Raw genomic sequence first — 26,377 nt, forward strand, 5'->3', positions numbered from 1 at the left:
GTGTCGATCCCTCGTACGGGTTACGTACCGGGTAAATGGGGTCAACACCTCATAGCGTGATCGTATGAACCACACTCCGCGGACCCGCACCGTCGTCAGCTGCACGCTGCTGGTGACCGCCCTCGGCGCGGGCGTCACCGCCTGCGGTTCGGACGGCAACCCCCTGTCGGCCAAGCCGTACGACGCGGCGGACCAGATCTCCGTCAGCGGCCCCGCCGGTGCGGGAAAGCGGGCCGACCCGGACAAGCCCCTGGAGATCACCGCCAACGACGGCGAGGGCCGGATCACCGACGTGACCGCCCAGGACGCCGCAGGACGCCACGTGGCGGGCGAACTCACCGCCGACGGCAGTCGATGGCACAGCACCTCCCCGCTGGCCGCCAACGCCCATTACACGATCGCGGTGAGCACGGAGGACGAGGACGGCGCGCCCGGCCGCAAGGTCCTCACGTTCGACACCGGCAAGCCCACCGCCAAGAAGCGACTGACCGTCACGCTCGGCCCGGACTCGGGCGAGTACGGCGTCGGGCAGCCCATCACCGCCGAACTCGACCAGGAGATCAAGGACAAGGGGCAGCGGGCCGTCATCGAGCGCGCCCTGCGGGTGGAGTCCACGCCGTCCGTGCAGGGCTCCTGGTACTGGGTGAACGGCAAGGAACTCCACTACCGGCCCAAGGAGTACTGGCCCGCCCACGCCACCGTCACGGTGCACAGCAACCTGGACGGCATCAAGATCAGCGACCGGCTGTGGGGCGGCGCGTCCAAGCCGCTGAAGATCACCACCGGTGACCGGGTCGAGGCCGTCACGGACGCCGCCGCGCACCGGCTGACGGTCTACAAGGACGGCCAGGCGATCAGATCGATCCCCGTCACCACGGGCAGGCCCGGCTTCGAGACCCGCAACGGCGTCAAGGTCGTCCTGAACAAGAGCTACCTCGTACGGATGCGCGGCACCACGATCGGCATCGCCGAGGGCACCTCCGACTCCTACGACCTGAACGTCTACTGGGCCACCCGGGTGACCTGGTCCGGCGAGTACGTGCACGCCGCGCCCTGGTCCGTGGGCTCACAGGGCTCCGCGAACGTCAGCCACGGCTGCACCGGCATGAGTACGTCGAACGCCCAGTGGTTCTTCCACAACATCCGCGAGGGCGACATCGTCAAGGTCGTCAACTCCAACGGCAAGCAGATGGAGCCCTTCGGCAACGGCTTCGGCGACTGGAACGTCGACTGGAAGAAGTGGCGCCAGGGCACCGCCCTGGCGAGCGGCACGCCCGTCGGCCAGTCGGCGGCGGACAGGGTGAGACTCGTACCAACGGCGCAGTGAGGGTGCCCGGACGGGGCGCGGGGCCGCCGCGCCCCGAGCCGCTAGGCGCTCAACAGCCGCTTGTGCCGCAGCAGAGAGGCCAGCGAGGACGTGAACTCCACCGGATCCACCGGAAGGGTCACCGCGGCGTCCGCGCGGCTCCACGTGGCCAGCCAGGCGTCCTGCGGGCGGCCCATCAGCAGCAGCACCGGCGGGCAGTTGAACACCTCGTCCTTGATCTGCCGGCACACGCCCATGCCCCCCATCGGCACGGCCTCGCCGTCGAGCACGCACACGTCGATGCCGCCGCGGTCCAGCTCGCGCAGCACCGCGTCCGGGGTCGCGCACTCCACGAACTCGACGAAGGGGACGTCGGGAGCGGGCCTGCGCCCGGCTGCCAGCCGTACCTGTTCGCGGGTGTTGGAGTCGTCGCTGTAAACCAGCACGGTGGCGGTCGGCTGCATTGTTCCTCCGGGACGTCAGCGTCGTACGGACGGGACGGACAGGGCCGTTCGGGCGGAGCTTACTCCGGTCAAAGCGCCCATGAACACCACGTCAACACCGGTTCGGCGGGCAGCAACACTCCGAACGGCACCCCCCGGAGTGAGGGCGGGATAAGCGACCGACATAATGTCGGTCGTGGCGACAGCAACGACAGTAGAAACCGGGCACGCGCACCCGTCGGTCAACCGGCCGAACCTCACCAGCGTCGGAACCATCATCTGGCTGAGTTCCGAGCTGATGTTCTTCGCGGCCCTCTTCGCGATGTACTTCACCCTGCGATCGGTGACGGGTCCGGCGCACTGGAAGCACATGGCCGAAGCACTCAATGTGCCCTTCTCGGCGACGAACACCACGATCCTGGTGCTCTCCTCACTCACCTGCCAGCTCGGCGTGTTCGCGGCCGAGCGCGGGGACGTGAAGAAGCTCCGTGGCTGGTTCATCGTCACCTTCATCATGGGTGCGATCTTCATCGGCGGTCAGATCTACGAGTACACCGAGCTGGTGAAGAAGGACGGCATCTCGCTGTCCTCCGACCCGTACGGCTCGGTGTTCTACCTGACCACCGGCTTCCACGGCCTGCACGTGACAGGCGGTCTCATCGCCTTCCTGCTGGTCCTCGGCCGCACCTACATGGCCAAGAGGTTCACTCACGAGCAGGCGACCGCCGCCATCGTCGTGTCCTACTACTGGCACTTCGTCGACGTGGTCTGGATCGGCCTCTTCGCCACGATCTACTTGATCAAGTAGCGGGACCTCCCGCATCCAGAAGCATCGACGCTGAAGATCCTGACACCGGGGTAATCCGTGAAAAAGCTCTCCGCACGACGACGCCATCCGCTGGCGGCGGTCGTCGTCCTACTCCTCGCGCTGGCGGCCACTGGGGGGCTGTACGCCGCGTTCGCACCCGCGGGCAAGGCGCAGGCCGATGAAACCTCCCAGTCCCTGACCATCACAGAGGGCAAGAAGCTCTACGAGGTCGGCTGCGCCAGCTGCCACGGCACCGGTGGCCAGGGCTCCTCCGACGGCCCGAGCCTGGTCGGCGTGGGCGCCGCGGCGGTCGACTTCCAGGTCGGCACCGGCCGTATGCCGGCGGCCACCATGCAGGGAGCCCAGGTCCCCCGCAAGAAGGTCGTCTACAACCAGACGCAGATCGACCAGCTCGCCGCGTACATCGCCTCGCTGGGCGCCGGCCCGAGCGTCCCCACCAAGGACCAGTACGGTCCGGACGGCGCGGACATCGCCAAGGGTGGCGAGCTGTTCCGCACCAACTGCGCGCAGTGCCACAACTTCACCGGCAAGGGCGGTGCCCTGACGCAGGGCAAGTTCGCGCCGAGCCTGGAGGGTGTCGCTCCGAAGCACATCTACGAGGCCATGCAGACGGGCCCGCAGAACATGCCGTCCTTCCCCGACACCACGATGTCGTCGAAGAACAAGAAGGACATCATCGCGTACCTGAACGCGGTCAACGGCGACAAGACGGAGAACCCGGGCGGTCTGGAGCTGGGCGGCCTCGGGCCGGTCAGTGAGGGTCTGTTCGCCTGGATCTTCGGCCTCGGCGCACTGATCGCGGTCGCCGTCTGGGTCGCCGCTCGGACCGCAAAGGCCAAGAAGTCATGAGTAGCCAAGACATTCCAGAAGAGAACCTGCCCGCTGAGCAGGAGCACGCGCACGGCGCCGTAAGCGTCGCGGACGAGGAGAACCCGTTCGCCGACCCGGGGCTGCCCCCGCACGAGCACCGGATCCAGGACATCGACGAGCGGGCCGCCAGGCGGTCCGAGCGCGTCGTCGCCCTGCTGTTCACGGTGTCGATGCTGGCCACCGTCGCCTTCATCGCCGCGTACCTGGCGATCCCGCACGACAAGTCGATCTTCGTCTTCCCGATCGGTCACCTCAGCGCGCTGAACTTCGCGCTCGGTGTGACCCTCGCGGTGGCGCTGTTCTGCATCGGCGCGGGCGCGGTCCACTGGGCCCGCACCCTGATGTCCGACGTGGAGGTCGCCGACGACCGGCACGCGATCGAGGCCTCGCCCGAGGTGCGCGCGAAGGTCATGGCCGACTTCCGCCAGGGTGCCGCCGAGTCCGGCCTCGGCCGCCGCAAGCTGATCCGCAACACGATGTTCGGCGCGCTGGCCATGGTGCCGCTCTCCGGCGTCTTCCTGCTCGGCGGTCTCGGCCCGGCCCCGAAGGACAAGCTGCGGCACACCATGTGGGCCAAGGGCAAGCGCCTGGTCAACATGAACACGAACCAGCCGCTGCGCCCCGAGGACGTCGCGGTCGGCTCGCTCACCTTCGCCAAGCCCGACGGCCTGGAGGAGACCAGCGAGGACTTCCAGAACGAGATCGCCAAGGCCGCCCTGATGATCGTCCGGCTCCAGCCGGAGAACATCAAGGACAAGCGCGAGCTCGACTGGTCGCACCAGGGCGTCGTCGCGTTCTCGAAGATCTGCACCCACGTCGGCTGCCCGATCTCGCTGTACGAGCAGCAGACGCACCACGTGCTGTGCCCGTGCCACCAGTCCACCTTCGACCTCTCCGACGGTGCCCGAGTGATCTTCGGCCCCGCCGGCCACGCCCTGCCGCAACTGCGCATCGGCGTGGACAGTGACGGTTACCTCGAGGCGCTCGGCGACTTCGAGGAGCCCGTCGGTCCTGCATTCTGGGAGCGCGGATGAGTACTGCAGCGAACGAATCCCCCCGCGCACGCGGGAAGGCCCCGGCCGGCGAGCGCGTCGCCGACTGGGCCGACGGCCGACTCGGGATCTACTCCCTGGCCAAGAGCAACATGCGCAAGATCTTCCCCGACCACTGGTCGTTCATGTTGGGCGAAGTGTGCATGTACAGCTTCATCATCATCATCCTGACGGGTGTCTATCTGACACTGTTCTTCCACCCGTCGATGAACGAGGTCGTGTACCACGGCTCGTATGTCCCGCTCCAGGGACAGCTGATGTCCGAGGCGTTCAACTCGACCCTGCACATCTCCTTCGACGTGCGCGGTGGTCTGCTCATGCGGCAGATCCACCACTGGGCCGCGCTGATCTTCCTCGCCGGCATGTTCGTGCACATGATGCGCGTGTTCTTCACCGGTGCGTTCCGCAAGCCGCGTGAGATCAACTGGCTGTTCGGCTTCCTGCTGTTCGTCCTCGGCATGTTCACCGGCTTCACCGGTTACTCGCTGCCGGACGACCTGCTCTCCGGCACCGGTGTCCGCTTCATGGAGGGCGCGATCCTGTCCGTGCCGATCGTCGGCACGTACCTGTCGATGTTCCTCTTCGGCGGCGAGTTCCCCGGTCACGACTTCGTGGCCCGGTTCTACTCGATCCACATCCTGCTGCTGCCGGGCATCATGCTCGGCCTGATGGTGGGCCACCTGATCCTGGTCTTCTACCACAAGCACACGCAGTTCGCGGGTCCCGGGAAGACCGAGAAGAACGTCGTCGGCATGCCGCTGCTGCCGGTCTACATGGCCAAGGCCGGAGGCTTCTTCTTCCTGGTCTTCGGTGTCATCGCGTTCATCGCGGCGGTCGCCCAGATCAACCCGATCTGGGCCATGGGCCCCTACCGTCCGGACCAGGTGTCCACCGGCGCCCAGCCCGACTGGTACATGGGCTTCTCCGAGGGCCTGATCCGGTTCATGCCGGGCTGGGAGATCAACCTCTGGGGTCACACGCTCGTCCTGGGTGTGTTCATCCCGCTGGTGATCTTCCCGCTGGTCCTCGTGGCGATCGCGGTCTACCCGTTCATCGAGTCCTGGGTCACCGGCGACAAGAGCGAGCACCACATCCTGGACCGCCCGCGCAACGCCCCGACCCGTACGGGTCTCGGTGTCGCCTGGATGACGCTGTACCTGACGCTGCTGGTCGGCGGCGGCAACGACCTGTGGGCCACGCACTTCCACCTGTCGATCAACGCCGTCACCTACTTCGTCCGGATCTTCTTCTTCGTCGGACCGGTCCTGGCGTTCCTCGTCACCAAGCGGATCTGCCTGGGCCTCCAGCGCCGCGACCGCGAGAAGGTGCTGCACGGTCGCGAGACCGGCATCATCAAGCGGCTGCCGCACGGTGAGTTCATCGAGGTGCACGAGCCGCTCAGCCAGGAGCAGCTGCACACGCTCACCGCGCACCACCAGTACGAGCCGGCCGCCATCGGTCCGGTGGTCGACGAGAACGGGGTCCAGCGCAAGGTCGGAACCTCGGAGAAGCTGCGGGCCAAGCTGTCCAGCGCCTACTACGGCGAGGACAACCAGATCCCGAAGCCGACCGTCGACGAGTACAAGGAGATCACGAGCGGCCACGGCCACCACTGATCCCCGCGTCGCCACGCCACGCCGAAGGGCCCCGTCCGCAAGCCGGACGGGGCCCTTCGCCCTGTCCCGGGGCCGATAGGGTGGGATCGGACGACGATTTCGCAGGTACGACCCTCAGGAGCGACCATGAGCGCTGTGACCCCCGCTGGAGGCGACACCGCGGCGGGCCGCTCCTGGCCCGCCCTGCTGAACGGCCTGCTGAACGGCGAGAACCTGTCCGCCGACGACACCGCCTGGGCGATGGACCGGATCATGCGCGGCGAGGCGACCGACGCCCAGATCGCCGGGTTCGCGGTGGCCCTGCGGGCCAAGGGACAGACGGTCGAGGAGATCACCGGCCTGGTCCGCACGATGTACGAGCACGCGAACGTGATCGAGGTGCCGGGCCGCACCGTCGACATCGTCGGCACGGGCGGCGACGGAGCGCGGACGGTGAACATCTCCACGATGTCCTCGCTGGTCGTCGCCGGTACGGGCGCCAAGGTCGTGAAGCACGGCAACCGCGCCGCCTCCTCCGCCTCCGGTGCCTCCGACGTCCTGGAGAAGCTGGGCGTCAACCTCGACCTCACGCCCCGGCGGGTGGCCGAGGTCGCCGAGGAGGCCGGCATCACCTTCTGCTTCGCGGTCAAGTTCCATCCGGCGCTGCGTCATGTCGGCGCCGCCCGCGGCCAGTTGGGCATCCGGACGGTGTTCAACCTGCTCGGTCCCCTCACCAACCCGGCGAAGGTGCGGTCCCAGGCGGTCGGCGTGGCCGTCGCGCGGGAGGCGCCGATCGTCGCGGGCGTGCTCGCGGAGCGCGGCAACTCCGCGCTGGTCTTCCGCGGCGACGACGGCCTGGACGAGCTGACGACGACGGCCACGTCCCATGTCTGGGTCGTACGGGACGGCAAGGTCACCGAGGAGGTCTTCGACCCACGCGACGTCGGTATCGACCTCGTCCCCGTGGAGGCCCTGCGCGGCGGCGACCCGGCCCACAACGCGGAGGTGGCCCGCCGGCTGCTGGACGGCGAGCGGGGCCCGGTCCGGGACGCCGTCGTACTGAACTCGGCGGCGGCCCTCGTCGCCCTGGACCCGACGGACACCCCGCTCGCCGAGCAGCTCGGCGCCGGCATGGCCCGGGCCGTCGAGTCGATCGACTCGGGCGCGGCGAAGCGGGCGCTGGAGCGCTGGGTGGCGGCGACCAACGCATAGCGGTCACGACGGGCGTCCCGCGATCCGGACCGGGGTTGCGGGACGACGATCAGTTGACGTAGGTTCCTGAACCAGGTCATGAGTGACAGTCATGAGGCCCCGGCCGACTGTCCGGCAACCCTCCGTCCGTGGCGGGGTGCCCCGGGTGAAGACCAGGTCGTAGGCAGCGAGGTCTACGGCAAGCGCGGACCCCTCGCACACTTCTGAGAGTGTGGGGCCAGGGGTCCTGGTCGTTCGAGGGAGCCTTCCGTGAGCAAGCGAATGCGATAGGGCCGCAGAGCCCCGCCTCCGCATCCCCTTTTCTCTTCTTTCCGTACGCCGCCCCGTGTCGTCTTCGGCTCCTTCGGCGTACGTCCTCACGGGAGTCCACTCATGTCTGTCTTCACCGCTGCCGCCGACCAGTCCGTTTGCTCCCCCCTGCCCGTTCTGGGCCGGGATGTCACCGTCCCGCTCGTGACCGGTGGCGAGGTCACCTACGCGGCGCTCGACTACGCGGCCAGCGCCCCCGCGCTCCAGCGCGTCTGGGACGACGTCGCCGCCTACGCGCCGTACTACGGCAGCGTCCACCGCGGCGCCGGCTACCTCTCGCAGCTCTCGACCGACCTGTTCGAGAACGCCCGCAGGACGGTCGCCGAGTTCCTCGGCTGCCGCGCCGACGACCAGGTGGTCTTCACCCGCTCGACCACGGACTCGCTCAACCTGCTCGCCCGTGCCCTGCCCGCCGGCTGCCAGGTCTTCGTCTTCGAGACCGAGCACCACGCCTCCCTGCTGCCCTGGCAGGACGCGCGGGTCACCTACCTCAACGCCCCGCGCACCCCGCGCCAGGCGGTCGAGACCCTGGAGCGGGCCCTCGCCGACCGCACTGCATCTATTCAAGAGGGGTACGGCCCGGCCCTGGTCTGCGTCACCGGCGCCTCCAACGTCACCGGCGAGCTGTGGCCGGTGCGCGAGCTGGCCGCCGCCGCGCACGCCCACGGCGCCCGGATCGTCCTGGACGCCGCCCAGCTGGCCCCGCACCACCCGGTGGACGTGCGCGACCTGGACGTCGACTGGGTCGCCTTCTCCGGGCACAAGCTGTACGCGCCCTTCGGCTCCGGCGTCCTCGCGGGCCGCGCGGACTGGCTGCGCGCGGCCGAGCCGTACCTCGCGGGCGGCGGCGCGAGCCGCACGGTCACCCGGCGTCCGGACGGGGGAGTGGCCGTGGAGTGGCACGAGAGCGCCGCCCGGCACGAGGCGGGCTCCCCGAACGTCATCGGTGCCTACGCCGTCGCGTCGGCCTGCAAGGCGCTCACCGAGGCCGGCTGGGAGAACCTGGTGGCCCGCGAGGAGCACCTGATCGCGAAGGTCCGCGCGGGCCTGGCCGCGGTGCCGCAGGTGAAGGTGCTGTCCCTGTTCGGCGACGACGCCCCGCGCGTCGGCGTGATCTCCTTCGTGGTGGAGGGCTGGAACAGCTCCCACTTCGCCGCCGCGCTCTCCGCCGAGTACGGCATCGGCGTCCGCGACGGCCTCTTCTGCGCCCACCCGCTGGTCCGCACCCTGCTCGGCAGCGACCCCCAGACCCAGGGCGAGTGCGGCGCCCCCGAGGCGGCCCCCGGCGAGAAGTCCCTCAACGCCATCCGCGTGAGCTTCGGCGCGGGCACCCCCGACGAGCACGTCGAGCGCTTCGTGACCGCCGTGCGGGAACTGGTGACCGAGGGTGCCCGGTGGACGTACCGCACGCAGGACGGCCGCTGCGTGCCGGCGGTGTGAGGGTTCGTACGCCCGTTCCGAGGCGGCTTTCAGCCGGTCAGGAGTCCAGTCCGATCGCGAAGGCCGCCTCCAGGTCGTGCTGGGAGTAGGTGCGGAAGGCCACGTGGGTGTCGGTGGCCTCCACGCCGGGGATCTTGCTGATCCGGCCGGGGATGACGTCGGCCAGTTCCTCGTGCCGGCCCACCCGGACCATCGCGATCAGGTCGTACGTGCCCGTGACGGAGAAGACCTCGCTGACCGAGTCCAGCGAGGCGATCTGCTCCGCGATCTCGGGGATCCGGTCCACGCTGGTCTTGATGAGGACGATCGCGGTGATCACGGCTGGTTCTCTCCCTCGGGGGCCGGAGCTGGGGTGCACTTCACTCTAGTCCCACGCCCGTAGCGCACCCACGCGTAGAGGAAGCCCAGCCCGAACCCCACCAGGTGCGCCAGATACGCCACCCCGGGCCCCTCGGAGGCCTGGCTCGCCGCCGCCCACTGCACCGCCACCCAGAACGGCAGCACGACCCAGGCGGGGAACCGCAGCGGCACGAAGAGGAGGAACGGCAGCAGACTGGTCACCCGGGCCCGGGGGAAGAGATACAGGAACGCGCCGAGGACCGCCGAGATGGCACCCGAGGCGCCCACCAGCGACTGTGCGGAGTCGGCGTTGGCGACCGCGTACCCGAGCAGGGCCAGGTAGCCGCATCCGGCGTAGAACAGGGTGAACTCGATCCGGCCCATCCGCTCCTCCGTCATCGCCCCGAAGACGAAGAGGAACAGCATGTTGCCGAGCAGGTGCACCCAGCTGCCGTGGACGAACAGGGCCGTGGCGGGCGTGAGGATCTCGCGGGCCGGCCCGCCGAACAACTCGGCCGGGACCACGCCCCAGTGCCGGAAGTAGGCCTGCTGGGCGGCCGCGAGGGCCTCCCCGGAGCCGTAGCCGGGGGTGAGCCCGGAGGCCGGGCCCAGCACGAAGATCAGGCTGCACAGCGCGATGAGCCCGTAGGTGATGGGTGCCGAGGTGCTCCGCACCGCTCTGAGAGTCCGGCCGGCCGTCGCGCTCCACTCGCTGATCATGAACACAGAGCATGACGTAACGGGATGCATGCCGACAGACCGCCTCGCCGTCGTGGACGGACGGGCGGCGAGTCCCTGCCAGGCCGTAGGGTTACGGCCACACGCGTCGGCCGACGGCGCGGAACAGAGCACGAGAAGGAAGCGGACTGCCACGATGACGGTTCCCCTGCCGACCGCGACCACCCGGTGGCGCTGCACCCTGTGCGGCAACCTGACCCGGTTCGACGTGACCCGTTCGTCGAAGGTCGTCGAGTACGTCCATCTCGATCTGGCCGGCGACCCGACGGTGGAGGAGCGCGAGGTGGTCAGTGAGACCATCGAATCGGTGCGCTGCCGCTGGTGCAACGCGGTGGACCAGGTGGAGCTCGTGGACAGGCCGGGCGCCGACTCCTGAGAGGGAGACGGCCCCGTAGAGGCATTGGGGTGTGACGGATGGTGGAGACCGCAGGCGGGGGGCCGGGCGACGGCACCGCCGAGGTGCTTGACCGTCCGCTGCCCGACGGCGTGCGCCGGCGGGTCGTGCAGATCGTCTCGGACGGCTTCGGCGGCCTGACCATGTCCGAACTGCCCGCCCAATTGCGGCAGTACGCCCGGTTCACCCCCAGTCGCCGGGCCAAGTTCGCCGGAAACGCGATGGCGGCGGCGCTGGAGACCGATCCGCTGTTCCGGCAGCGGATCGGGGAGAAGCTCAGAGAGGCGCAGCCGGAACTCACCGGCGCCCTCGACTCCGGCTCCCCGCCCCCGGCCGCGGACCCGCTCGACGTGGCGGCCGCGGCCTACGTACTGCGCCCCGCGGGCTGGGTGAAGCTGGTCGCCGCGGCCGGCGAGGAGGCCCAGCGCGCCGACGCCGAGCGGGTGGACGAGGAGAGCCGGGTCGAGCTGGAGCGGCTGCGCGCCGAGCTGGCGCAGGCCCGCGAGCACACCCGCGCCGAGGCGGAACGGCTGCGCGCGGAGCTGGAGTCGGCGAAGAAGGAGGCGGAGTCGCTGCACCGCAAGCTCCGGGCCGCCCACAGCGACGTCAAGCGTGGCGAGGCCGCTCTGCGCAAGGCGCAGACCGAGATGGACGCCGTACGGGCCGAGGCGCAGACGCAGGTGTCGGCCGCCGAGAGCGAGTCGCGGCGGCTCAAGGCCCGGCTCGGCGAGGCGGAGGCGGCCCTGGAGGCCACCCGGCGCGCCGCCCGCGAGGGCCGCAGCGTGGAGGACATGCGGGTACGGCTGCTGCTGGACACCCTGCTGGACGCCGCCCAGGGCCTGCGGCGCGAACTCGCCCTGCCGCCGGTCTCCGTACGGCCGGCCGAGACCGTGGACGCCGTCGAGCCCGGCCGGATGACCCCGAAGGACATCGCGGCACGGGCCCTGTCCGAGCACGATCCGGCCATCCTCGACCAGCTGCTCGCGCTGCCGCAGGCGCATCTGGTGGTCGACGGCTACAACGTCACCAAGACCGGCTATCCGCAGATGCCGCTGGAGAAGCAGCGGCTGCGGCTCCTCGGCCAGCTCTCGGCGCTCGCCGCGCAGACCGGCGCCGAGGTGACCTGTGTCTTCGACGGCGCCGAACTGGCCGCGCCCGTGCTGCTCGCACCGCCGCGCGGTGTGCGGGTGCTGTTCTCGAAGCCGGGCGTGACGGCCGACGAGCTGATCCGGCAGCTCGTGCGCGCGGAACCGCCGGGCCGTCCGGTCATCGTCGCCTCCACGGACCGTGAGGTGGCCGACGGCGTCGCCAAGGCGGGTGCCCGACCGGTCGCTTCTGCGGTGCTTCTCAAGCGGCTGTCCTGAAGGTCCAACGGGCATAGGCAATGCCCGAATTGGCAGCATCTTCACGCAACGTAGTGTCCATTGCGCATCACTCCATGTGAGTCGAGTGCAAAGATTGCATTGCGTGAGGGGATTTTCTGCTGAGAGGATTTGAACTGATCACAAGAAGGTCACTAGGGTCTGGGCTCGAACCTCCGAACGGGTGATCACTCACTCACTCACACGAAGGAGTTCGTCCCTCGTGGCGTCCCACCGTCGACCCAAGCAGCAGAGTCGCGCCCGCGTGACCGTGCTGACCACCGCAGCCGCCGCGGCCGTCGTGCTGAGCGCGAACGCCGCCAACGCCGCGCCGAGCCAGAAGCTCAGCAAGGACCAGGTCAAGGCCAAGGTCGACGACCTCTACTCGAAGGCCGAGCAGGCCTCCGAGAAGTACGACGGGGCGAAGGAGAAGCAGCAGAAGCTGCAGAAGGAAATATCCACCATCCAGGACAATGTCGCGCGGGGTCAGCAGGACCTCAACAAGCTGCGCGACAGCCTGGGTTCGCTGGCCACCTCGCAGTACCGCTCCGGCGGCATCGACCCCTCGGTCCAGCTCTTCCTGTCGTCCAACCCGAACGACTTCCTCGACAAGGCCTCCACGCTCGACCAGTTGAGCGCCCAGCAGGTCGACGCGCTGAAGAAGATCCAGGACAAACAGCGCGAACTGGCCCAGGAGCGGGCCGAGGCCAGTGAGAAGCTCAAGGATCTCTCCGCCACCCGCGCCCAGCTGGAGCAGAACAAGAAGGACGTCCAGGCCAAGCTCGCCGACGCGCAGCAGCTGCTCAACACCCTGACGGCCAAGGAGAAGCAGCAGCTGGCCGACCAGCAGCAGCGCGCCGACCGCTCCGCCAGCTCGCGGGTCGACCTCGGCAACAGCAAGGCCGCCTCCGGCCTGGCCGGGGCCGCCTTCGCCGCCGCCCAGTCGCAGATCGGCAAGCCGTACGTCTACGGCGCCACCGGCACCGCCTCCTACGACTGCTCGGGCCTGACCTCCTGGGCCTACGCCCAGGCCGGCGTCTCCATCCCGCGCACCTCGCAGGAGCAGGCCACCATAGGCACCCGGATCAGCTCCATGAACGACCTCCAGGTCGGCGACCTGGTCTTCTTCTTCGGCGACATCCACCACGTCGGCCTGTACGCCGGCAACGGCCAGGTGCTGCACGCCCCGCACACCGGTGCCGTGGTCCGCTACGAGTCCATCTCCGACATGCCGTTCCAGTTCGGCGTCCGGGTCTGATCATGCCTGCGGGTGCCCGGGCCGAGTAACCCGGCGCACCCCCGCGGACCCGCTGCGAAACGCGGACGCCGGGCGCCCGAACGGGCGAATCCCCGGAACCGGAACTGACTCCTCGCCCCGCCGATGACCTGCGTCAGCGGCGGGGCGTCCCCGTATGTCGCCTTCCGGGTCTTTGGCCCGGCCCCTCGCGTACGGCTACTGTCTGGCGCGCTCCCCCGACGCCGGGGCCTCCCCGTCCCCAGGCGCCGGGGGAGCGGTATCTGTCCGCCAGCAGAAGGACCGCCGTGGGGTCTCACCGCCGCCTTGCCTCGTCCGGATTCCACCGGGGCGCCGCCGCCCTGTGTGTCCTGTCCGCCGCAGCCACCGCGCTCGGCGCCGTACCCGCGCACGCGGCACCGCACGCCGACACCCGTGCCGAGGTGGACCGCCTCTACCAGGAGGCCGAGCAGGCGACCCAGGCCTTCGACAAGGCCCAGGAGCAGACCGACGCGCTGCGCCGCGAGGTGCACGACGCCCAGGACCACATCGCCCGGCAGCAGGCGCGCATCAACTCCCTGCGCGAGCAGCTCGGTGCGCTGGCCGGGGCGCAGTACCGGTCCGGCGGCCTCGACCCGACCGTCGCGCTGCTCTTCTCGGACAACCCCGAGGACTACCTCGACAAGGCCGCCACCCTCGACCGTATCGACGTCCAACAGGCGGGTCGGCTGCGGGAGTTGAGCTCCGCGCTGCGGGACCTCGCGCAGGAGCGCTCGGAGACGGCCGGCAAGCTCGCCGAGCTGGAGAAGAGCCGCAGGGCCGTCGTCGTGCACAAGCGGACCGTGGAGAAGAAGCTCGCCAGGGCCCGGCAGCTGCTCGACGCCCTGCCGACCGACGCCCGCGACGCCTACGACCGCGCCTCCCGCGACAGCGGCATCGGCCTGCCCGACCTGACCGGCGCCGTCGCCCCCGACGCCCGGGCCGCGGCCGCCGTGGCCGCCGCCCAGGCCGCCCTCGGCCACCCCTACGTCTGGGGCGCGAACGGCCCCTCCGGCTTCGACTGCTCGGGCCTGATGCAGTGGTCGTACGCGCAGGCCGGGCTCCAGCTGCCGCGCACCTCGCAGGAGCAGCGCTTCGCCGGCCGGCAGATCCCGCTCTCCCAGGCCCGCCCCGGTGACCTGGTGGTCTACCGCTCCGACGCCAGCCACGTGGCCATGTACGTCGGCGACGGCAAGGTCATCCACGCCCCCTACCCGGGCGCCGCGGTCCGCTACGACCCCGTCGGCATGATGCCGATCTCCTCGGTCACCCGGCCCTGAGCGGGTGGCGCGCCGTTACGATCGGGAAGTGACTGGTCGCAAACGGGCGTGGCGGGCGGGGGCCGCGGGCCTCGCTCTGCTGCTGGCGCTGACCGGATGCGGCCTCGGCGCCGCCACGGCCGACTCCGCCCGCGCCGAGGTGCAGCAGCTGCTCGACCGGCGCTCGGCGGCCCTGCTCGGGCACGACGAGGGGGCGTACGCGGTCACGGGCGCCCGTGCCGAGTACGCCCGGCTGCGCGCCGTCCCGCTGGCGTCCTGGGCCTACCGGGTCACCGACGTGCGCCAGAGCGGCTCCGGCGCCACCGCCGACGCCGAGCTGAGCTACCGCGTCGCCGGGTACGACACGGCCCCGCTCGACGCCGACCGCACCCTCACCCTCGGCCGCACCGCCGACGGCGGGTGGTGCGTCACCGCCGACGAACCCGCCCGGCAGGCCGGGCAGCAGCTGTGGGACCAGGGCACGGTGAGCGCCGTCCGGGGCGCGCACAGCCTGGTGCTGGGCATCGGCCGGACGGCCGCCGAACTGCGCGCCTACACCGGGCTCGCCGACCGTGCGGTCCCGGCCGTCTCCGGGGCGTGGGGCACGGACTGGAGCCGCCGGGTCGTCGTCCTCGTCCCGGCGTCCCTGGACGGCATGGCCGCGCTGCTCGGCTCGCCCGCCGCCGACTACCGGGGCATCGCCGCCGTCACCACGGGCGAGGCGGGAGGCTCCGCGCAGGCGCCCGCCGACCGGGTGGTGGTCAACCCGGACGCGTACGCCGGCCTCGGCGACCTCGGCAAACAGGTCGTGCTCACCCACGAGACCACCCACGTGGCCACCCGCGCGTACACCACCGCCGCGACCCCGCTGTGGCTCTCCGAGGGCTACGCGGACTGGATCGGCTACCTCGGCACCGGCCGCACCCCCACCGAAGTCGCGCCGGAACTGACCCGTGCCGTCCGCGGCGGCGAGGTGCCCACCGCCCTGCCCACGGACAAGGACTTCGGCTTCACCAGCGACCCGGTCAAGCTGGCCCAGGCCTACGAGAGCGGCTGGCTGGCCTGCCGGATGATCGCCGCCCACTGGGACACGGCCCGGCTGGACGCCTTCTACCGCGCCGTCGGTGCCCACCCACAGCGTGCGGGCGCGGTCGAGAACGCGCTGGAGAAGGTACTCGGCACGACACCGGAGGCGTTCACCGCGCAGTGGCGCGCGTACGTCAGGACCCAGCTCGGCTGAGCGCGCCCGGTCAGGGGGAGACCGGGGTCTGACGGGGGTGGGCCGGTTCGGGCGGGAGGGGGGTGGCGGGGAGCGGGGTGACGGTCGCGCGCCACAGGCGGCGGCCCGCCGTGAGGGCGGCCACGGCCAGCAGGCCGTTGCGGACCACCATCAGCAGCACCCCGTACCGGTCGCTCGTCACCACGTGCCCGAAGCCGAGCGGGAACTCCAGGACCGTCACGAAGGACGCGACCACCACCATCAGCGCGGGCGCCCCCATCCGGCTCGCCCGGTACGACAGGCAGACCGCCGCCACGCCCACCAGCCACACCAGGTACTGCGGGCTGATCACGCGGCTGGTGACCGTGAAGAGCAGGACCGCCGTGAACGCCGCGTCCGCGAGGACGGTCGGCGTGCGGCGCGCCACTTGCAGCCGCCACAGCAGCAGCCAGCCGAACGCGGCCCCGGTCAGCGCCAGCGCCGCCGTGCTGACCTGGTCCACGTGCGGGCCGAGGAATTCGATCGAGCCGTAGTTCAGCAGCACCTGGCCGCTCCAGCCGAAGTGCCGGGCCACGTGGAAGACCAGGGCGCCCAGCGACTCCACCTCGGTGCCCCGGTCGCGCTGGAAGGTCAGGAAGGCGAAGGCGCCCGGCATGGACACCGCGAACACGGCGGCGAGCCCGGCCGCCGTGATCGCCGCCGACGCCCAGGCCCGGCGCCGGAAGCAGCCCACCAGCAGCAGCGCCGGCCACACCTTCAGCAGCGCCCCGAACGCGGTCAGCGCGCCCATCACCCGCGGATGCCGGACGCCCGCCAGCAGCGCCGCCACGGCCACCGCGGTCACCATCACGTCGTAGCGGGCGTACACCGTCGGGCCGAGCAGCGGCACGCCCGCCACCCACACCCAGGCCCCGCGCAGCGACCGCCCGGGGCGCGGGCCCGGACGCACCAGCAGCCACAGCACGAGCGCGTCGGCGAGGAAGGCGAGCAGGAAGAAGGCGTGCTCGTACGACAGGAAGGGCAGCGCGGCGGGGGCGAGCACCGGGAGGGCGGCGGCGGGCGGGTACTGCCAGGTCACGTCGTCCAGCGGGAAGGTTCCCTGGAGCAGGACCTCGTACCAGCCGCGGTAGATCACCGACACGTCGGAGGTGACGTCCAGGCCCCCCGGGAAGATCCACACCTTGAAGACGAACAGCAGCAGCACGAGACGGGTGACGCCCCAGGTCGCGAGCAGCCATGCCAGGGACCGCCCGGCGCCCTTGGTCTCCACGTGTTCCCCTTGCCGTTCGATTCCCGGTTCGCTGTCGGCCTCGCCCGCCCCATGATGTCCTGCCCGGCTGTGTACCTGCCACAGACCCCGCCGCACCGGGCCGCACACAGCCCGATCGGGCCCGGCCGGCCACCGGCTCGTTCGGTAAGGTCGGCCACGATGCACAAGACCCTGATCGTCACCAACGACTTCCCGCCCCGCCCGGGTGGCATCCAGGCCTTCCTGCACAACATGGCCCTGCGCCTGGACCCCGGTCGGCTGGTCGTCTACGCCTCCACCTGGAAGCGCGGCCACGAGGGCGCCGAGGCCACCGCGGCCTTCGACGCCGAGCAGCCCTTCACCGTCGTACGCGACCGTACGACCATGCTGCTGCCGACCCCGCGGGCGACCCGGCGCGCGACCGGGCTGCTGCGCGAGCACGGCTGCACCTCGGTGTGGTTCGGGGCGGCGGCCCCGCTCGGCCTGATGGCCCCGGCGCTGCGCGCGGCCGGCGCCGAGCGGCTGGTGGCCACGACGCACGGGCACGAGACCGGCTGGGCCCAGCTGCCAGCCGCCCGGCAGCTGCTGCGCCGGATCGGCGAGTCGACGGACACGATCACCTATCTCGGCGAGTACACGCGCTCGCGCATCGCCACGGCCCTCACCCCGGCGGCGGCCGACCGCATGGTCCAACTGCCGCCCGGGGTCGACGAGAAGACCTTCCACCCCGGCTCCGGCGGCGACGAGGTCCGCGCCCGCCTCGGTCTCGCCGACCGCCCGGTCGTGGTCTGTGTCTCCCGCCTGGTCCCGCGCAAGGGCCAGGACACCCTCGTCCGGGCCCTGCCCCGCATCCTCGCGGCCGAGCCCGACACCGTGCTGCTGATCGTCGGCGGCGGCCCCTACGAGCGGGACCTGCGCCGCCTCGCCGACGAGACCGGCGTCGCGGCCTCGGTCCGCTTCACCGGCGCGGTCCCCTGGTCCGAGCTGCCCGCCCACTACGGCGCCGGCGACGTCTTCGCCATGCCCTGCCGCACACGCCGCGGCGGCCTGGACGTCGAGGGCCTCGGCATCGTCTACCTGGAGGCCTCCGCGACCGGACTGCCGGTGGTCGCGGGCGACTCCGGCGGCGCACCGGACGCCGTCCTGGACGGGGAGACGGGGTGGGTCGTGCGGGGCGGCTCCCCCGAGGAGGCGGCCGACCGCATCGTCCCGCTGCTCCAGGACCCCGGGCTGCGCCGCAGGATGGGGGAGCGGGGCCGTCAGTGGGTGGAGGAGCGCTGGCGCTGGGACCTGCTGGCGGAGAAGCTCAAAGCCCTTCTCTAAAACGTTCCGGGGAGTCTAGGCGGAACCGGAAAATCCGCACATGCTGCGCGCATGACAGCAAAACTGATGCAGCGTCAGCTGAGTAGACGTCACATCCTGGGCATGATCGCCCTCCAGACCGCCGCCACGGCCGGTCTCACCCGCATCGGTCTCCCGTCCGCGCACGCCGCCGAACCGGCCGCGGTCGACAACTCCCCGGCCATCGTGGTCGGTTCGGGCTACGGCGGCGCCGTCGCCGCCCTCCGGCTCGGCCAGGCCGGCATCCGCACCCTCGTCCTGGAGATGGGGCAGCTGTGGAACACCGCCGGCGGCGACGGCAAGGTCTTCTGCTCCACTCTCGCCCCCGACCAGCGCTCCATGTGGTTCCGCACCCGCACCGAGGCCCCGCTCGCCACCTTCCTCTGGCTGGACGTGGTCAACAAGGACATCAGCTCCTACCCCGGTGTCCTGGACCGCGTGCACTACGACCACATGTCCGTCTACGTCGGCCGGGGCGTCGGCGGCGGCTCGCTCGTCAACGGCGGCATGGCGGTCACACCCGTGAAGTCCTACTTCGCCGAGCAGTTCCCGACCGTCGACGCCGACGAGATGTACGGCACCTACTACCCGCGCGCCCGCACCATGCTCGGCGTCAACACCGTCGATCCGGCCTGGTTCGAGTCCACCGAGTGGTACCGGTTCGCCCGCACCTCCCGGAAGGCGGCGGGCAACGCGGGCCTGAAGACCACCTTCGTGCCGAACGTCTACGACTTCGGCTACATGCAGCAGGAAGCCGCCGGCACGGCAGTGAAGTCCGCGCTCGCTGGGGAGGTCATCTACGGCAACAACCACGGCAAGCGCAGCCTCGACAAGACCTACCTGGCCGCCGCCCTCGGCACCGGGAACGTCACGATCCACACCCTGGAGAAGGTCACGTCGGTCAGCCGCGCGAGCGACGGGTCGTACGTCCTGAGCACCGACCGGATCGACACCACCGGCGCGGTCGTGGAGAGCCGGCAGTACAGCTGCACGTACCTGTTCCTCGGCGGCGGCAGTCTCGGCACCACCGAACTCCTCGTCCGCGCCCGGGACACCGGCACCCTGCCCGCCCTGACCGCCGACGTCGGCGCCGGCTGGGGCACCAACGGCAACACCATGCTCGGCCGCGCCAACCACGTCTGGGACACCGTCGGCGCGAACCAGGCCACCATGCCGGTGCTGGGCATCGACGACTGGGCCAACACCGACAACCCGGTCTTCGCCGAGATCGCCCCGCTGCCCATGGGGTTCGAGCACTGGGTCAGCCTCTATCTGGCGATCACCAAGAACCCCGAGCGGGCGTCGTTCTCGTACGACTCCTCGTCCGGGGCGGTGAAACTCGGCTGGACCCCCGCCCAGAGCGCGGTCTCGGTGGCCATGGCCAAGAAGCTGTTCGACCGGATCAACCTGGCCAACGCCACCATCTACCGCTACGACCTGTTCGGCTCCACGAGCAAGGTCTTCGCCGACGACTTCTGCTACCACCCGCTCGGTGGCTGCGTCCTCGGGAAGGCCACGGACGACTACGGCCGGGTGAAGGGCTACGACCGGCTCTACGTCACCGACGGCTCGCTCGTGCCCGGCAACATCGGCGTGAACCCGTTCGTCACCATCACCGCGCTCGCCGAACGCACGATGGCGCGGGTCCTCGCCGAGGACACCGCGCCATGACACTCCGTCAGGAGACGTGCTGCTCCCGCTACTTCGCGTAGATCGCCTCGATCTCGCTCGCGTAGTCCTTCGCCACCACGTTCCGCTTGAGCTTCAGTGACGGGGTGAGGTGGCCCGACTCCTCCGTGAACTGGGAGGACAGAATGCGGAACTTCCGCACCGATTCCGCCTTCGACACCGCGGCGTTGCCGTCGTCGACGGCCGCCTGGATCGCCGCGTTCAGATCCGGGTCGTCCTTCAGCGACGCCGCGGTGGAACCCGCCGGCTTGCCGTGCTCCTCGGCCCACCGGCCCAGGAACTCCTCGTCGACGGTGACCAGCGCGCCCACGAACGGCCGCCCGTCGCCCACCACCATGCACTCCGCGACCAGCGCGTGCGCCCGGATACGGTCCTCGATCACGGCCGGGGCGACGTTCTTGCCGCCGGCGGTCACGATGATCTCCTTCTTGCGGCCCGTGATCCTGAGGTAGCCGTCCTCGTCCAGGGTGCCGATGTCACCGGTGTGGAACCAGCCGTCGGCCAGCGCCTCGGCCGTCGCGTCCGGGTTGTTCCAGTACTCCTTGAACAGGTGCTCGCCGTGCAGCAGCACCTCGCCGTCGTCCGCTATGCGCACCACCGAGCCGGGCAGCGGCTGGCCGACCGTGCCGATCTTCTGCCGGTCCCAGGGGTTGAACGCGGTCGCCGCGCAGGACTCGGTCAGGCCGTAGCCCTCCAGCACCGTGAAGCCGATGCCGCGGAAGAAGTGGCCGAGCCGCTCGCCGAGGGGGGCGCCGCCGGAGATGGCGTACTCGCCCCGGCCGCCGAGCACCGCGCGCAGCTTGCTGTAGACCAGCTTGTCGAAGGTCTTGTGCTTGATCTTCAGACCGAGCGACGGGCCCGACGGGGTGTCCAGCGCCTTGCTGTAGGCGATGGCGGTGTCGGCCGCCTTGTCGAAGATCCTGCCCTTGCCGTCCGCCTGCGCCTTGGCGCGCGCCGAGTTGTAGACCTTCTCGAAGACGCGCGGCACACCGAGGATCAACGTCGGCCGGAACGCGGCCAGTTCGTCGGTGAGGTTCTTGATGTCCGGGACGCAGCCCAGCTTGATCGGCGCCATCATCGGGGCGATCTGCACGAGCCGCCCGAAGACGTGCGCGAGGGGCAGGAAGAGCAGCACCGAGCACTCACCGGTGCGGAACAGCGGCCGCAGCCGCTCGACGACGTTGCCGCACTCGGCGAAGAAGCTGCGGTGGGTGAGCACACAGCCCTTGGGGCGCCCGGTCGTACCGCTGGTGTAGACGATGGTGGCCGGGTCGTCGGCGCGGGCGAGCGAGCTGCGCTCCTCGACGGTCTGGTCCGACACGTCCTGGCCGAGCCGGCCCAGCTCCTCCACGCCCCCGGCGTCGATCTGCCAGACGTGCTTGAGGGCGGGCAGCGACTCGCGCACCGACTCCACCGCGGCGGCGTGACCCGCCTGCTCCACGATGCACGCGGTCGCGCCCGAGTCGGACAGGATCCACTGCACCTGCTCCGGCGAGCTGGTCTCGTACACCGGCACGGTGACCGCGCCCGCGCTCCAGATCGCGAAGTCCAGCAGCGTCCACTCGTACCGGGTGCGGGACATCAGGCCCACCCGGTCGCCCGGCTGCACCCCGGCGGCGATGAGCCCCTTCGCGGCGGTGTGCACCTCGGCCAGGAACTGCCGGGCCGTCACGTCCTGCCAGGCGCCTCCCCCGGACTTCGTCTGGGGGGACCCCCATTTCGCTTCGCTCACCTTGCGGGCGATGACGGCGACGTCGGGATGCTGCGCGGCGTTTCTGCGGACGATGTCGGTCAGATTGCCGTCCGCAGGGACCTCGTACAAAGCCGGAAGGCTGAACTCGCGCAAGACTGCTGCTCCTCATAGGGCGCCGACGCCACGACACTGTGTGATGCGACGGAGCGGTCCAAGGCTCGGGCTGGTGCTCGGGGCTTCGGTGGCTGAAATCCGGAGCACGACTGGACTGCCCGGACGTTACCCGCCGGTATGCCGTTCCCGACAGGGGGTCCCGGCGAGATGTTCGCTGCGTCACACAGGCTGGCGTTCCTTCGCGCACAGTAGTCCACGGCTGAACCGACCGGCCAGTAACCGCAGGCCCGACCGCCACTGTTCACGCACATCGCACAGGCCTACGCTTGATCGCCATGGCATCCACACCGTCCGGAAACCGACCCGCGTGCCCGCGTGCGGCGCGCGGTACGCGCATCCACGTCATCAGCGACGTGCACGGCAACGCGAAGGCCCTGGCGCGGGCGGGCGAGGGTGCCGACGCCCTGATCTGTCTGGGCGACCTCGTCCTCTTCCTCGACTACGCCGACCACTCGCGCGGGATCTTCCCCGACCTGTTCGGCGAGGAGAACGCGGACCGCATCGTCGAGCTGCGCACCGCCCGCCGCTTCGAGGAGGCCCGGGAGTTCGGCGCGCGGCTGTGGGCCGGCATCGGCGCCGACCGGGCCGGCGCCATCGAGAAGGCCGTGCGCAAGCAGTACGCCGAGATGTTCGCCGCGTTCCCCACCCCGACGTACGCCACCTACGGCAATGTCGACATGCCGCCTTTGTGGCGCGAGTACGCCCGCCCGGGCACCACGGTCCTCGACGGCCAGCGGGTGGAGATCGGCGGCCGTGTCTTCGGCTTCGTGGGCGGCGGCCTGAAGACGCCCATGCGGACGCCGTACGAGATCGACGACGAGGAGTACGCGGCGAAGATCGAGGCGGTCGGCGAGGTCGACGTGCTGTGCACGCACATCCCGCCCGAGGTCCCCGAGCTGGTCTACGACACCGTCGCCCGCCGCTTCGAACGCGGCAGCCGCGCCCTGCTGGCCGCCATCCGCCGCACCAGGCCCCGCTATTCGCTCTTCGGACACGTCCATCAGCCGCTCGTGCGCCGGATGCGGATCGGCGCGACGGAATGCGTGAACGTGGGGCATTTCGCGGGCTCGGGCACGCCGTGGGTGCTCGAATGGTGACCGGCCCATGGCCGGGCGGCCCAGGGCGCGGGAGACGGGGTGAAGGCGGCAGGTCGGTGGCGCGGTAGCCTTCACGCTGCACATACGTGCGCACGACGATCTCAGTACGGCCCGCATCTGGAGGAGCCACGGCGATGGCGGAACACACCAGCTCGAGCATCACGATCGAGGCGGCACCGGCCGACGTCATGGCGGTGATCGCCGACTTCGCGCGCTACCCGGACTGGACCGGCGAGGTGAAGCTGGCCGAGGTCCTGGAGACCGACGCACGGGGCCGCGCCGAGCAGGTCCGCCTCGTCATGGACGCCGGCGCCATCAAGGACGACCAGGTCCTCGGCTACACCTGGACCGGCGACAACGAGGTCTCCTGGAGCCTCGTGAAGTCCCAGATGCTCCGCTCCCTCGACGGCTCCTACCTCCTGAAGCCGGCCGGCCAGGGCGCCACCGAGGTCACCTACCGCCTCACCGTCGACGTCAAGATCCCCATGCTCGGCATGATCAAGCGCAAGGCGGAGAAGGTCATCATCGACCGGGCGCTGGCCGGTCTGAAGAAGCGGGTGGAGTCGGGAGAGGCATCGGGAGAGGTGTCGGGGGAGAAGTAGTCACGCGCCGAGCCGCCCGCACGGCACCGGTAGCGTTCACCCCTATGCGCACCATCCTGATCACGGGCCCCGGCGGCAGCGGTCGTACCACGGTCGCCGCCGCGACCGCGCTCACCGCCGCCCGCGAGGGCACCCGGACCCTCCTGCTGAGCGCCGACCGCACCGACACCCCCGGCGCGGTCCTGGGCTCCGCGACAGGACCGGCGCCGCAGGAGGCCGCGCCGAACCTCACCGCCTGGCGCCCCGACGCCACCGGCCGCTTCCGCGAGGACCTCACCGCCTTCCAGTCCCGCGCCGCGAACGTCCTCGACCTGCTCGGCGCCGCCCGCCTGGACGCCGAGGAGGTCACCCCGCTGCCCGGCGCCGAGGAGCTGTCCTTCCTGCGCGCCCTGCGGGACGCCGCCCTCAGCGAGCGCTACGACCTCCTCGTCGTCGACCTCCCGCCCCTCCCGCAGGCCCTCGCCCTGCTCGGGCTGCCCGAGGAACTGCGTCGCTACCTGCGCCGGCTGCTCCCGCCCGAGCGGCAGGCCGCCCGCGCGCTGCGCCCCGTCCTCGGCCGGCTGGCCGGCGTGCCCATGCCCGCCGACTGGCTCTACGAGACGGCGGCCCGCTGGGACGTCGAACTGGCCGCCGTCGAGGCCGTCCTCACCGACCGCGCCACCGCCGTGCGCCTGGTCGCCGAGCCCGGTCCGGCCGGTGCCGACGCCCTGCGCACCGCCGGCCTCGGCCTCGCCCTGCGCGGCCTGCCCGTCGAGGCCCTGCTCGCCAACCGCGCCCTGCCCGAGACCGCGCCGGAGAGCTGGCCGGCCGGACTCCTCGCCCAGCAGCGCAAGGCCCTCGACGACTGGCGGGAGCTGCCCTACGACGTTCACCCCGTCCCCCACCTGGGCCGCGACCCGCGCGGCGGCGACGACCTCGGCTCCCTCGCCGTACCCCCCGTCAACCCGTCGACCGCACCGGTCGGGTGGCCCGTCACCGACCGGATCGCCGAGGACGGCGTGCTCGTCTGGCACGTCCCGCTGCCCGGCGCGATACGGGACGAGCTGGACCTGATCCGGCGCGGGGACGAGCTCGTGATCAGCGCGGGCCCGTTCCGCCGGATCGTCCCGCTGCCCTCCGCCCTGCGCCGCTGCACCGTCGCCGGGGCCGCGCTGCGCGAGGGCGAGCTGCGCATCCGGTTCGCCCCGGACCCCGACCTGTGGCCCGCCGCGGGCCGGTGAGCCGGGCCGGTGAGCGGGGGCGATGAACCGGGTACGCCCGTTCGGGTAACGTCGTAGAGGCGAACCGTAGTCAGGAGTCCGCCATGAGCGAAGAGCGCCCCGCAGCCGACTCGTACGACGCGCACGATGCGCGTGACGCGCACGCCGCGTACGAGAAAGAGGAGTACGGGAAAGAGAGCCGGGCGACCGACGCCGACGCCTGGGCCAAGGCCTGCGCCGAGGACCTCGCCGCCGAGAAGGCCCGCCGCCGCGCCGAGCACGGCCCGCAGCCGGGCTCGGCCGCCGAGGAGCTGAAGAAGTTCGTGGACACGGTGGCCGACAAGCTGTCCGGCCTCCAGTCACCCCTCCTCGGCGGCCTCGCCGGACCCGCCGCCCAGCAGGTCGTACGGCAGGTCGTCCAGCAGGCCAAGGCCGCCGTCGAGCCCGTCATGGAGCGCAACCCGGACGTCTTCGACCACCTGGCCGCGGCCGGCGGCGAGCTGCTGGCCGCCTACCGCTCCGCCGTCCAGGGCCAGGAGCAGCGCTGGACCGCCCGCACCGCCGACGACCTGACCGGTGAGGGGCGGGCCGGCAAGGGGGAGCCGCGGGACCCGGGCGAGGGCACCGGTCCGGGGGAGCGGATCGACCTGGACTGAAGCGCTTTCCCGGCAGGGCCTCGGGTACGGTTGGCCGTAGCGGGGCTCGACCGGAACTGAGGGATTCATGGGACTCACCATCGGCGTCGACATCGGCGGTACCAAGATCGCGGCCGGTGTGGTCGACGAGGAAGGCAACATCCTCTCGACCCACCAGGTGCCGACCCCGGGCACGCCCGAGGGCATCGTGGACGCCATCGCCGCTGCCGTCGAGGGCGCACGAGCCGGGCACGAGATCGTCGGCGTGGGCATCGGTGCGGCCGGTTACGTGAACCGGCAGCGCTCGACGGTGTACTTCGCGCCGAACATCGACTGGCGCCAGGAGCCGCTGAAGGAGAAGGTCGAGGCCCGCGTGGGCCTCCCGGTCGTGGTCGAGAACGACGCCAACGCCGCGGCGTGGGGCGAGTACAGGTTCGGCGCGGGCAAGGGTCACCGCAACGTCATCTGCATCACGCTCGGCACCGGCCTCGGCGGCGGCATCATCATCGGCAACAAGCTGCGCCGCGGACACTTCGGCGTGGCCGCCGAGTTCGGCCACATCCGGATGGTCCCGGACGGTCTGCTGTGCGGCTGCGGCTCGCAGGGCTGCTGGGAGCAGTACGCCTCCGGCCGCGCCCTGGTCCGCTACGCCAAGCAGCGCGCCAACGCCACCCCCGAGAACGCCGAGCTGCTGCTGTCGCTGGGCGACGGCACCCCCGACGGCATCGAGGGCAAGCACATCTCCATGGCCGCCCGCCAGGGCGACCCGGTGGCCGTCGACTCCTACCGCGAGCTGGCCCGCTGGGCCGGCGCGGGCCTCGCCGACCTGGCCTCCCTCTTCGACCCCTCGGCGTTCATCGTCGGCGGCGGCCTCTCCGACGAGGGTGAACTGGTCCTCGACCCGATCCGCAAGTCCTACAAGCGCTGGCTGGTCGGCGGCAACTGGCGCCCGGTGGCGGACGTCATCGCGGCCCAGCTCGGCAACAAGGCGGGCCTGGTCGGCGCGGCGGACCTGGCCCGGGAGCCGGACCCGATCATGTAGCGAGGCCGTCCTGCGAC

General features: G+C 71.1%; 24 protein-coding genes and 1 riboswitch. Of the genes, 19 read left to right on the forward strand and 5 right to left on the reverse strand.

Annotated elements, in window-relative coordinates; all coding sequences use genetic code 11:
• The first annotated feature begins 64 nt into the window (after positions 1-64).
• Entirely contained in the window at positions 65-1,327 is a 1,263-nt protein-coding gene (locus tag ACZ4MF_RS01740; protein ID WP_467488813.1) for a L,D-transpeptidase, read from the forward strand.
• 41 nt (positions 1,328-1,368) lie between these two features.
• Here ACZ4MF_RS01740 and ACZ4MF_RS01745 read toward each other — a convergent pair whose 3' ends face one another.
• Positions 1,369-1,770 (reverse strand): response regulator, encoded by a 402-nt coding sequence (locus ACZ4MF_RS01745; protein WP_467488815.1) that lies wholly within the window; start codon positions 1,768-1,770, stop codon positions 1,369-1,371.
• A gap of 166 nt (positions 1,771-1,936) precedes the next feature.
• Here ACZ4MF_RS01745 and ctaE point away from each other — a divergent pair, with 166 nt between their 5' ends.
• The 6 genes from ctaE (at position 1,937) to ACZ4MF_RS01775 (ending at position 9,056) form a co-directional block, all read left to right on the forward strand.
• A complete protein-coding gene (gene ctaE, locus ACZ4MF_RS01750) occupies positions 1,937-2,557 on the forward strand; it encodes an aa3-type cytochrome oxidase subunit III (RefSeq protein WP_071372384.1) in 621 nt (206 codons plus the stop codon).
• A gap of 57 nt (positions 2,558-2,614) precedes the next feature.
• Positions 2,615-3,427 carry a cytochrome bc1 complex diheme cytochrome c subunit gene (qcrC, locus tag ACZ4MF_RS01755; protein WP_356020881.1) on the forward strand — a complete coding sequence of 271 codons (813 nt, stop codon included), beginning with the start codon at positions 2,615-2,617 and terminating at the stop codon, positions 3,425-3,427.
• On the forward strand, positions 3,424-4,482 hold the full coding sequence (gene qcrA / locus ACZ4MF_RS01760; RefSeq protein WP_467488818.1) for a cytochrome bc1 complex Rieske iron-sulfur subunit: 1,059 nt from the start codon (positions 3,424-3,426) through the stop codon (positions 4,480-4,482). The genes qcrC and qcrA overlap by 4 nt, the downstream gene beginning before the upstream one ends.
• Positions 4,479-6,116 (forward strand): cytochrome bc1 complex cytochrome b subunit, encoded by a 1,638-nt coding sequence (qcrB, locus tag ACZ4MF_RS01765; protein WP_467488820.1) that lies wholly within the window; start codon positions 4,479-4,481, stop codon positions 6,114-6,116. The genes qcrA and qcrB overlap by 4 nt, the downstream gene beginning before the upstream one ends.
• Before the next feature lie 126 nt (positions 6,117-6,242).
• Positions 6,243-7,307 (forward strand): anthranilate phosphoribosyltransferase, encoded by a 1,065-nt coding sequence (trpD, locus tag ACZ4MF_RS01770; protein ID WP_467488822.1) that lies wholly within the window; start codon positions 6,243-6,245, stop codon positions 7,305-7,307.
• 74 nt (positions 7,308-7,381) lie between these two features.
• Positions 7,382-7,498, forward strand: a riboswitch (SAM riboswitch).
• A 181-nt stretch (positions 7,499-7,679) separates the two neighbouring features.
• Positions 7,680-9,056 carry an aminotransferase class V-fold PLP-dependent enzyme gene (locus ACZ4MF_RS01775; RefSeq protein ID WP_467488824.1) on the forward strand — a complete coding sequence of 459 codons (1,377 nt, stop codon included), beginning with the start codon at positions 7,680-7,682 and terminating at the stop codon, positions 9,054-9,056.
• Between the two features lie 37 nt (positions 9,057-9,093).
• Here the strand turns inward: ACZ4MF_RS01775 and ACZ4MF_RS01780 are convergent, their stop codons facing one another.
• Both ACZ4MF_RS01780 and ACZ4MF_RS01785 read right to left on the reverse strand, forming a co-directional pair.
• Positions 9,094-9,375, reverse strand: a complete 282-nt coding sequence (locus ACZ4MF_RS01780) for an Lrp/AsnC family transcriptional regulator (protein WP_071382869.1) — start codon at positions 9,373-9,375, stop codon at positions 9,094-9,096.
• Positions 9,372-10,115 carry a rhomboid family intramembrane serine protease gene (locus ACZ4MF_RS01785; RefSeq protein WP_467488826.1) on the reverse strand — a complete coding sequence of 248 codons (744 nt, stop codon included), beginning with the start codon at positions 10,113-10,115 and terminating at the stop codon, positions 9,372-9,374. The genes ACZ4MF_RS01780 and ACZ4MF_RS01785 overlap by 4 nt, the downstream gene beginning before the upstream one ends.
• 154 nt (positions 10,116-10,269) lie before the next feature.
• Here ACZ4MF_RS01785 and ACZ4MF_RS01790 point away from each other — a divergent pair, with 154 nt between their 5' ends.
• From ACZ4MF_RS01790 to ACZ4MF_RS01810, 5 genes are all read left to right on the forward strand, one after another.
• Entirely contained in the window at positions 10,270-10,509 is a 240-nt protein-coding gene (locus ACZ4MF_RS01790) for a hypothetical protein (protein ID WP_071372391.1), read from the forward strand.
• A gap of 38 nt (positions 10,510-10,547) precedes the next feature.
• Positions 10,548-11,891, forward strand: a complete 1,344-nt coding sequence (locus ACZ4MF_RS01795; protein WP_467488828.1) for an NYN domain-containing protein — start codon at positions 10,548-10,550, stop codon at positions 11,889-11,891.
• 220 nt (positions 11,892-12,111) lie between these two features.
• Positions 12,112-13,146: a C40 family peptidase gene (locus ACZ4MF_RS01800; protein ID WP_467488830.1), complete on the forward strand. Its 1,035-nt coding sequence runs from the start codon at positions 12,112-12,114 to the stop codon at positions 13,144-13,146.
• A 284-nt stretch (positions 13,147-13,430) separates the two neighbouring features.
• Entirely contained in the window at positions 13,431-14,441 is a 1,011-nt protein-coding gene (locus tag ACZ4MF_RS01805; protein WP_467488832.1) for a C40 family peptidase, read from the forward strand.
• Positions 14,442-14,469: 28 nt separating this feature from the next.
• Complete coding sequence (locus tag ACZ4MF_RS01810) at positions 14,470-15,660, forward strand: hypothetical protein (RefSeq protein ID WP_467488834.1); 1,191 nt, start codon at positions 14,470-14,472, stop codon at positions 15,658-15,660.
• A 10-nt stretch (positions 15,661-15,670) separates the two neighbouring features.
• On the opposite strand, the gene ACZ4MF_RS01815 is transcribed toward ACZ4MF_RS01810, so the two are convergent.
• Entirely contained in the window at positions 15,671-16,909 is a 1,239-nt protein-coding gene (locus tag ACZ4MF_RS01815) for a glycosyltransferase 87 family protein (protein WP_467488836.1), read from the reverse strand.
• Positions 16,910-17,068: 159 nt separating this feature from the next.
• On the opposite strand from ACZ4MF_RS01815, the gene ACZ4MF_RS01820 reads away from it, so the two are divergent.
• Together ACZ4MF_RS01820 and ACZ4MF_RS01825 are read left to right on the forward strand one after the other, a co-directional pair.
• Entirely contained in the window at positions 17,069-18,211 is a 1,143-nt protein-coding gene (locus ACZ4MF_RS01820) for a glycosyltransferase family 4 protein (protein ID WP_467488838.1), read from the forward strand.
• 51 nt (positions 18,212-18,262) lie between these two features.
• Complete coding sequence (locus ACZ4MF_RS01825) at positions 18,263-19,900, forward strand: GMC oxidoreductase (protein ID WP_467488840.1); 1,638 nt, start codon at positions 18,263-18,265, stop codon at positions 19,898-19,900.
• A gap of 28 nt (positions 19,901-19,928) precedes the next feature.
• Here ACZ4MF_RS01825 and ACZ4MF_RS01830 read toward each other — a convergent pair whose 3' ends face one another.
• Positions 19,929-21,764 carry an AMP-dependent synthetase/ligase gene (locus tag ACZ4MF_RS01830; RefSeq protein ID WP_467488842.1) on the reverse strand — a complete coding sequence of 612 codons (1,836 nt, stop codon included), beginning with the start codon at positions 21,762-21,764 and terminating at the stop codon, positions 19,929-19,931.
• Between the two features lie 296 nt (positions 21,765-22,060).
• On the opposite strand from ACZ4MF_RS01830, the gene ACZ4MF_RS01835 reads away from it, so the two are divergent.
• From ACZ4MF_RS01835 to ACZ4MF_RS01855, 5 genes are all read left to right on the forward strand, one after another.
• Entirely contained in the window at positions 22,061-22,882 is an 822-nt protein-coding gene (locus ACZ4MF_RS01835) for a metallophosphoesterase family protein (RefSeq protein ID WP_467488844.1), read from the forward strand.
• A 134-nt stretch (positions 22,883-23,016) separates the two neighbouring features.
• The gene (locus tag ACZ4MF_RS01840; RefSeq protein WP_356020918.1) at positions 23,017-23,484 is read left to right on the forward strand and encodes an SRPBCC family protein; all 468 of its coding nucleotides are present in this window, start codon (positions 23,017-23,019) and stop codon (positions 23,482-23,484) included.
• A 44-nt stretch (positions 23,485-23,528) separates the two neighbouring features.
• On the forward strand, positions 23,529-24,704 hold the full coding sequence (locus ACZ4MF_RS01845; protein ID WP_467488846.1) for an ArsA family ATPase: 1,176 nt from the start codon (positions 23,529-23,531) through the stop codon (positions 24,702-24,704).
• Positions 24,705-24,787: 83 nt separating this feature from the next.
• The gene (locus ACZ4MF_RS01850) at positions 24,788-25,339 is read left to right on the forward strand and encodes a DUF5304 domain-containing protein (protein WP_467488848.1); all 552 of its coding nucleotides are present in this window, start codon (positions 24,788-24,790) and stop codon (positions 25,337-25,339) included.
• Positions 25,340-25,406: 67 nt separating this feature from the next.
• Positions 25,407-26,360 (forward strand): ROK family glucokinase, encoded by a 954-nt coding sequence (locus ACZ4MF_RS01855; protein ID WP_071372402.1) that lies wholly within the window; start codon positions 25,407-25,409, stop codon positions 26,358-26,360.
• The last annotated feature ends 17 nt before the right edge of the window (positions 26,361-26,377 follow it).

Source organism: Streptomyces sp. NPDC025793 (assembly GCF_055558375.1).